The sequence below is a fragment of the Oryzihumus sp. genome, assembly GCF_036391795.1.
Classification (GTDB): domain Bacteria; phylum Actinomycetota; class Actinomycetes; order Actinomycetales; family Dermatophilaceae; genus Oryzihumus.
Genome location: NZ_DASVZH010000036.1, coordinates 1 through 7,147, shown reverse-complemented (window position 1 = coordinate 7,147; position 7,147 = coordinate 1). Strand labels below are relative to the sequence as shown.

5 protein-coding genes are annotated in these 7,147 nt (G+C 74.0%); 1 reads left to right on the top strand and 4 read right to left on the bottom strand.

All coding sequences use genetic code 11. The features are described 5' to 3' along the window. Together VF825_RS01835 and VF825_RS01830 are read right to left on the bottom strand one after the other, a co-directional pair. On the bottom strand, window positions 1-1,179 hold a 1,179-nt coding region (locus VF825_RS01835; protein WP_331109532.1), incomplete at its 3' end, for a DUF222 domain-containing protein. A 1,289-nt stretch (window positions 1,180-2,468) separates the two neighbouring features. Then, window positions 2,469-3,617 carry a hypothetical protein gene (locus VF825_RS01830; protein WP_331109530.1) on the bottom strand — a complete coding sequence of 383 codons (1,149 nt, stop codon included), beginning with the start codon at window positions 3,615-3,617 and terminating at the stop codon, window positions 2,469-2,471. Window positions 3,618-3,806: 189 nt separating this feature from the next. On the opposite strand from VF825_RS01830, the gene VF825_RS01825 reads away from it, so the two are divergent. Further along, complete coding sequence (locus tag VF825_RS01825; RefSeq protein ID WP_331109528.1) at window positions 3,807-4,847, top strand: class I fructose-bisphosphate aldolase; 1,041 nt, start codon at window positions 3,807-3,809, stop codon at window positions 4,845-4,847. Here VF825_RS01825 and VF825_RS01820 read toward each other — a convergent pair. Further along, window positions 4,796-5,203, bottom strand: a complete 408-nt coding sequence (locus VF825_RS01820; RefSeq protein ID WP_331109525.1) for an antibiotic biosynthesis monooxygenase family protein — start codon at window positions 5,201-5,203, stop codon at window positions 4,796-4,798. The genes VF825_RS01825 and VF825_RS01820 overlap by 52 nt on opposite strands. A gap of 50 nt (window positions 5,204-5,253) precedes the next feature. Continuing rightward, window positions 5,254-7,147: bifunctional FO biosynthesis protein CofGH (locus VF825_RS01815; RefSeq protein WP_331109523.1), on the bottom strand; the 1,894-nt coding region annotated here is incomplete at its 5' end.

Sequence of the window (7,147 nt, the reverse complement as noted above, 5' to 3'; positions counted from 1 at the left end):
CCAGTGGGTGACGTGGTGCCCGTCGCACCACCACGGCGGCGCGGTGCACCCGGGGATCGTGCAGCCGCCGTCCCGCAGCCACAGGTACCGCAGCTGGGCCGGGGTGAACAACCGCCGGCTGCGCCCCAGCTCCAGCACCTCCCCCTGGGTGCCGAGCACGACGGGGATGAGGGTGGCGTCGCAGGCGATCCGGCGCACCGTCTCCGGCGCGAGCAGGGTCCCGGTGCCCAGCACGGTCCCGGACCCGCACGCGTCCCTGAGGTCCTCGAGGTTCATGGTCACGTAGAGCTGCGCCTTGGTCTGGGCCGGGGCGTCCCCGCCCGCCGCGGCCGACCGGCGCAGCGCCTGCACCAGCGCGTCACCCCGGCGCTGGTCGCTGCTGCGCAGGTCGGAGACCCCGTCGACCGGGTTCGGCGCCGACAGCGGCCCGATCGCCGCCTCCAGCACGCTGGCGCCCTCGGGGTCCAGCCGCAGGGCGTACTCCACCATCCCGTCATCGGCCCGCCCCGCCGACAGACTCACCCCGTGCCGGAGCCGGTCCTGCCGGACCTGGAACTCATCCTGGCGGCCGTAGGTGGCGATGATCCGCTCCCGCAACCCGCGCACCTCCCGCGGACCGGACTGCTCGGCCACGTCCAGGAACCCCGCCCACACCGTCGGCACCGCCTCCCGCGTCAGCCGCGGCCCCAGCCTGGCCAGCTCCGCCAACGCCACCGCCGCACCCCGGACCCCCACCCGCCCGGACAACACACACGAACGCAGCCGCTGCACCGACCCGTGGTCCAACACCTGGGCCGCGCCGGCCCCGACCGGGCGGCCGACACAGGCCGAGGCGACCTTGACCAGATCCGCGGCACCCCCGCCCCGGTAGGAGGAGCTGTGGGCCAGCACCCACGCCGTCGGGCTCGCGTGGTCCGAGGAGGCGATCTCAGCGCGCTCCAGCGCCTCCCCAAGCACGGCCACCTGCGCCGCCTCGGCCAGGCGCCGCACCACATCCAGGCGGCCGAACGCCGCCCCCAGGTCCGCACCCTGGCACTGGTGCACCACCTCGACCAGCCCGGTCAACGCCGCCGCCGCCGCGTCCACCACCGCGAACCGGTCCGCGAACGAGGCCCCCGCGGCGGGCACGCCACCGGAACCGCTGGCCGCGGCCCCCTGACGACGATCCCCCTGGTGCATGGTTCGAACATACATTCGACCACCGACAGGCCGCTGCCTGACCTACATCGGGCCCGACACCCTGCCCACTCCCTCCGCCGCGGGACCGGCCCGCCAGCCCGTCAGCCTTGGTCTCCTCCGGGCAGCGGGCCGTGGGACAGCCCTGAGGAGAAGGCCTGCACCGGCCATGCGGAGACCGCCCCGAGGTGCGGAGGGACCGGGTGGGGGTGAGGTGGCCCGGACGCCGGCTTCGTGGCCGGGCCCGGGGGCTTGCCCAGGTGCGGCAGGTGGGACGGCGGATGGGGCGGCCTCGGTCCGCCGGGCGGCTGCGGCCAGTGGGCCGCTGGGCCGGTCCCGGTGCACGCCGGCGCTGCACCGTGACAGCCCGTCGACTTCCGGACCGGTGCTTGGTTGACCGAGACGGGCACGCCCGCGACCTGGTGGCCACGGCGGGTGCCAACGCTCGCGGGCGTGCTCCGCACAGAGACAGTGGAGCGGGTGGTGGGCGCAGGCGGTGCCCCGCGGACCACTGCCGTGGCCCCCGGGCGCGCGACGGCCAGCACCGGTGAGCCCGGCGGCGTGGCCACCGGCGGCGACGCCGGCTTCAGGAGCGGCTGGCTCCACGGGTCGAACCGGTCCGGGCCGGCTGTCGGACTGCCCAGGGGCGCGCGGGACGGCGTCGGCGTGGAAGCGCCCAGCAAACCGCCCTGCGTGGGCGCCTCGCTCTGGTGAGCCGCCACGGCGAACGCGCCGGCGACGACGGCGCAGGCAGCGCCCAGCAGACCCACCCTGGCGACGGCGGCAACCCGGAGCACCAGTGGCTGGGTGCCCGGGCCGGCTGAGCCGGCCTCGGCTCCCTGGGCCTCGCGTCCCTGCACGGCGGCCTCCCCGGACCCGGCCGCCTGCGATGCGGCGGGCGCGGGAATCCACCAGTCACGTTCCTCCGGCTGACCGGGGACGGATTCATTCAGGCTGTCCGGTGTCATGGTGCGTTCCGATCTGAGCCGCTGGTGAGCGCTTCCCCCCACCTTTCACGGGACGTGCTGACGCCGTCCTCGACGCTAGTGAGCGCGCAGTGAAGACCACTCGCGCAAAAGGGCGATTCGGCCCCTGCGTCGTCTCCCTGGGCCCTCGTGCGGACGCGCACGGCCGCGGTATGCCGTGCCGCGTGGCTTCCAGCCACTCCGCCATGCCCCGGACCAGCGACACGGTCACCTGCGACCGCGGTATGCCGTCCCGCGCCGCCCCCGGTTCGCACGCCGCCAGGTCAACCGAGACCTCAAGGAGACGTTCGCCCTGAACTGGCAGGGTCAGCTCGGTGGTGACGCCGGTGGACGGGCTGTCGACCTCGTCGCGTCGCGGGCCAGCCGGGTCGCGGGTCGCAGTGGCGCGATGGGCTGGGAGGGCCAGCGTCGCGGCCCGCTCCACAACGCCGGCGGGGCGTCGAGCAGGTGCGCCAGCGCCAGCGCCGCGGTGTCGTAGTTCGCCCGCCAGCCCCGGAAGTGGGGCCACGCCTCGGCGTTGCTGCGTTCGATGGGATAGCCCAGCCGCCGCAGCTCGTCGACCGCCTCCTCGAACTGCTCGTAGCTGACCGAGATCGGGGCGTCCGGGTCGGGCTCCGCCGGGACGGGCAGCCGCACGGCACGGGCGATCTGCTCGAGGGCCGTGAACCCCATCCGCAGCATCAACCGGGCCGGCATCTTCGGCTCCCGGGTCGGGGCGAGCGCCAGGTGCAGGGCCGCCGCGTCCATGACCGCCAGCAGCGACGTGAGCCAGTGCGACAAGGGGCGGGGCGAGCGCAGCCGGACCAGCACGACATACGTCGTGTGCGACTCGGCGAGCTCGGCGGACCAGCGCTCCCAGGAGCGGAAGAGGTCTCCCAGCACGGGTCCGGTGTCCCCGTCGCTGATCCCCCACAGGGTGCGCGCCAGGATCTCGGGGCCCCAGGCCGGGACCCCGGCGCGGGTGGTCAGCAGCGTCACCTCCGTCTCGCGGCGGTTGAACGCGGCATACAGCGTGGGGAGGTAGCCCACCTGCAGGCCGATCACGACGAGGCCGCTGAAGGCGGCGGTGTACTCCACGACGGTGCTGGCCGCGTTGCGGGGGGCTGCGTAGCCCAGCGTCAGGATCGAGGACCCGGCCTCGTGGAACGACGCAGCCACCGGGCCGCCGACTGCGGGAAGGAGGACCAGGGAGAACCCGACGACGAGCAGGGTGAGCCAGATGCTGAGCCGGACGAGCAGGCTCAGGGGTGACTGCCACGCGAGGATGCGGTCGCGGCGCACGAAGGAGCGCACGCCGCCGGTCGCGCGCAGGAAGAGCAGGTCCACCACGTGGTCACTGGCCCGCGAGACCCTGGAGTCGATCGCGCGGGGCACGACCAGCGTGCCGACGACGCTGAACAGCGTGCCGCCCACGATGAGCAGGCCGGCCACACACCCGATCCAGCGCCAGAGCACTCTCCCTCCAACCCCTCCGGGGGACAAACTCTTCCGCGCGGACCCGCCCACCCTCGGCACCAGCCCGCGATCGCGCCACCCACGCCCCGGCCGGGACCGGGACGCCGCCCGATTCGGGACCGAGTTCCCGTGGACCGCGCCCGGGTCGCTGCAGGCTGGAGACCTGCCGAGCAGGGAGGTGGGTGCACCGTGGAGCTCAGACCCATGATCCAGACGGCGCAGGCCCTGGTTGCCCCGGGCAAGGGCATCCTCGCCGCAGACGAGAGCACACCGACGATGGCCAAGCGCCTGGCCGCGATCGGCGTCGAGTCGACGGAGCCGCGCCGACGGACCTACCGCGAGCTGCTGTTCACCACGCCCGGGATCGGTGACTTCATCAGCGGGGTGATCCTGTTCGACGAGACGATCCGCCAGCAGACCGTGGACGGCACACGGTTCCCCGAGGTGCTGCGTCGGCACGGCGTCATCCCGGGCATCAAGGTCGATGCGGGGACGAAGCCGCTGGCCGGTTTTCCCGGCGAGGTGGTCACCGCGGGACTGGACGGGCTCCGGGAGAGGCTGCAGGAGTATGCGGCCATGGGGGCGCGCTTCGCCAAGTGGCGGGCGGTCATCCACATCGGGGAGGACCGTCCCACGGCGACCTGCGTGGAGGCGAACGCCCACGCCCTGGCCCGCTACGCGGCACTCGCCCAGGAGGCGGGCCTGGTGCCGATCGTGGAGCCCGAGGTGCTGATGGACGGGACGCACGGCCTCGAGCGCTGCGCCGTGGTCACCGTCGACGTCCTTCGGGCGGTGTACGCGCAGCTGGCACGCCACCGCGTGGTGCTGGAGGCCAGCCTGCTCAAGCCGAACATGGTCCTGCCGGGTGAGGACAGCCCGGTCCGGGCCGGCGACGAGGAGGTCGCCGAGGCGACGGTCATGGCCCTGCGGGAGGTCGTCCCCGCGGCCGTGCCGGGGATCGTCTTCCTGTCCGGTGGACAGTCGGACCAGGAGGCGACCGCGCGCCTGGACGCGATCAACCGGCTGGCTCCGCAGCCCTGGGAGCTGAGCTTCTCGTTCGGCCGCGCCCTCCAGGCGCCGGTACTGCGCGCCTGGTCCGGCGAGGACGCCAACACCGGTGCCGCCCAGGCCGCGCTGCTCCACCGTGCCGAGCTCAACGGCGCCGCACGCCGCGGCGCCTACCGTGCCGAGCTGGAGGAGCTCGCGGTCGACCCGCCCGCGACCTCGTAGGACCACAGCTCGCTGTGGACCCCGACCGGGCCGGAGCGCTCGCCACCCGAGCGCCCTACACCCGGGTGCTCCTCGCCGGAGCGACCCTCACCCGAGGGCTCTGCGCCGGCGCGCTCGGAAGCCGAACGGTGACCGTGGCCGAACGCCGGAGAGCTCACCCACGCGTCGAAGGCCGCCTCGTCACGCCACCGGGTGACGACCAGCCAGGTGGTCCGGTCGTCGGTGGGCTTCAGCAGCTCGAAGCCTTCGAACCCGTCCTGGTCGTCCACGGCACCCGCCCGTGCCGCGAACCGGCGGGCCAGCTCGTCACCACTGTCGGCAGGCACGGTGATCGCGTTGATCTTGATGACCGTCACCCTTGCCATGGTGCCAGAGGACGCAGGGCTTCCCCAGGGAAGAGGCGACGTCAGGGAGCCGCGGGCACGGCATACGTCGTGGTGCGCTCCCGGACCGGCCGCCCGATGCCCGCCGCGATCTCGGTGAGCTCGGCGACCGTCTTGGCCGACCCGTGCGCCGACCCGGCCATCCGGCTGATCGTCTCCTCCATCAGCGTGCCGCCGACGTCGTTGGCGCCACCGGTGAGCATCAGCCGGGTGCCCTCGACGCCGAGCTTGACCCACGAGGTCTGCACGTTGTCGATCCGCCCGTGCAGCATCAGCCGCGCGACCGCGTGCACCGCACGGTTGTCGCGCAGCGTCGGGCCGGGGCGGGACAGGCCGGCGAGGTAGACCGGCGCGTTGGTGTGGATGAACGGCAGCGGCACGAACTCGGTGAACCCGCCGGTGCGGTCCTGGATCCGGGTCAGCGTGCGCAGGTGCCCGACCCAGTGCCGCGGATGGTCGACGTGGCCGTACATCATCGTGCTCGAGCTGCGCAGCCCCAGCTCGTGCGCGGTCTCGACGACCTCGACCCACTGCGCCGCCGGCAGCTTGCCCTTGGTCAGCACCCACCGGACCTCGTCGTCGAGGATCTCCGCGGCCGTCCCCGGGATGGTGTCCAGCCCGGCCTCGCGCACCTCGGTGAGCCAGTCGCGCACGGAGACACCGGACTTCGCCGCGGCGGTCGCGATCTCCATGGGCGAGAACGCGTGCACGTGGATGCCGGGCGCCGCGGACTTCACCGCGCGCACGATGTCCGCGTATGCCGTGGCCTTCAGGTCCGGGGAGATTCCCCCTTGCAGGCACACCTCGGTCGCACCCAGCGCCTGGGCCTCGGCAGCCCGGCGGCCGACCTCCTCCAGCGAGAGCGTGTAGGCGTCGGCGTCGGTCTTGCGCTGGGCGAACGCGCAGAACCGGCAGCCGACGTAGCAGACGTTGGTGAAGTTGATGTTCCGGTTGACCACGTAGGTCACGTCGTCGCCGACGACGTCCCGGCGCAGCCCGTCCGCGAGCGCCGCGAGCGCCTCCAGGGCCTCGCCGTCGCAGGTCAGCAGCGCGAGGTAGTCCTCGTCGGAGAGCCCGGCGGGGTCGGCCTCGGCCCGGCCCAGTGCCTCCCGGACGTCACCGTCGAGCCGCTCCGGCGCGCCGGCCGTCACCCGCGAGGCGACCGACTGCCAGTCGCCGTAGACCTCGTCGAAGTCGCTGCGCCGGTCGCCGGTGCGACCCTCCTCGTCGACCCCGCGGTGCAGGTCGGTGCGGCCGGATCCCGTTCCCGCAGAGGCCATCCCGCCGTCCGGCTCCTGCCAGACCAGCCCCTCGGGCACGGCGTCCTCACGGGCCAGGCCGGTCGCCGGGTCCAGCAGCGCGCGGACGTGGGCGTGCAGCCGCGGGTCCACCCACGCCTCGTCGCGCTCCAGCGCCCCGAGCAGGAACCGCGGGTGCGCGGTCAGCCGCTCCCGCAGCTCGAGCCCCGACTCGGCCGTCCACGTGCGCAGGTCCTCCACGTGCGGCCAGGGCCGCTCCGGGTTGACGTGGTCCGGCGACACCGGCGACACCCCGCCCCAGTCGTCCACGCCGGCAGCCAGCAGGCGTGAGATCTCCTGCGGCTCCGAGAGGTTCGGCGGCGCCTGGATGCTCACCGACGGCCCGAGCAGCAGCCGGGCGACCGCAACGGTGGCGAGGTACTCCTCCTCCCCCACGTCCGGGGTGCCCCGCATCGCGGTGTCGTCCTTGGCGCGGAAGTTCTGCACGATGCACTCCTGCACCGAGCCGTACTCGCGTGCCACCCGGCGGATCGCCAGGATGCTCTCCACCCGGTCGGCCGGCGTCTCGCCGATGCCGACGAGGATGCCGGTGGTGAACGGGACGCCCACCCGGCCGGCGTCCTCGAGCACCCGCAGCCGCACGGCGGGATCCTTGTCG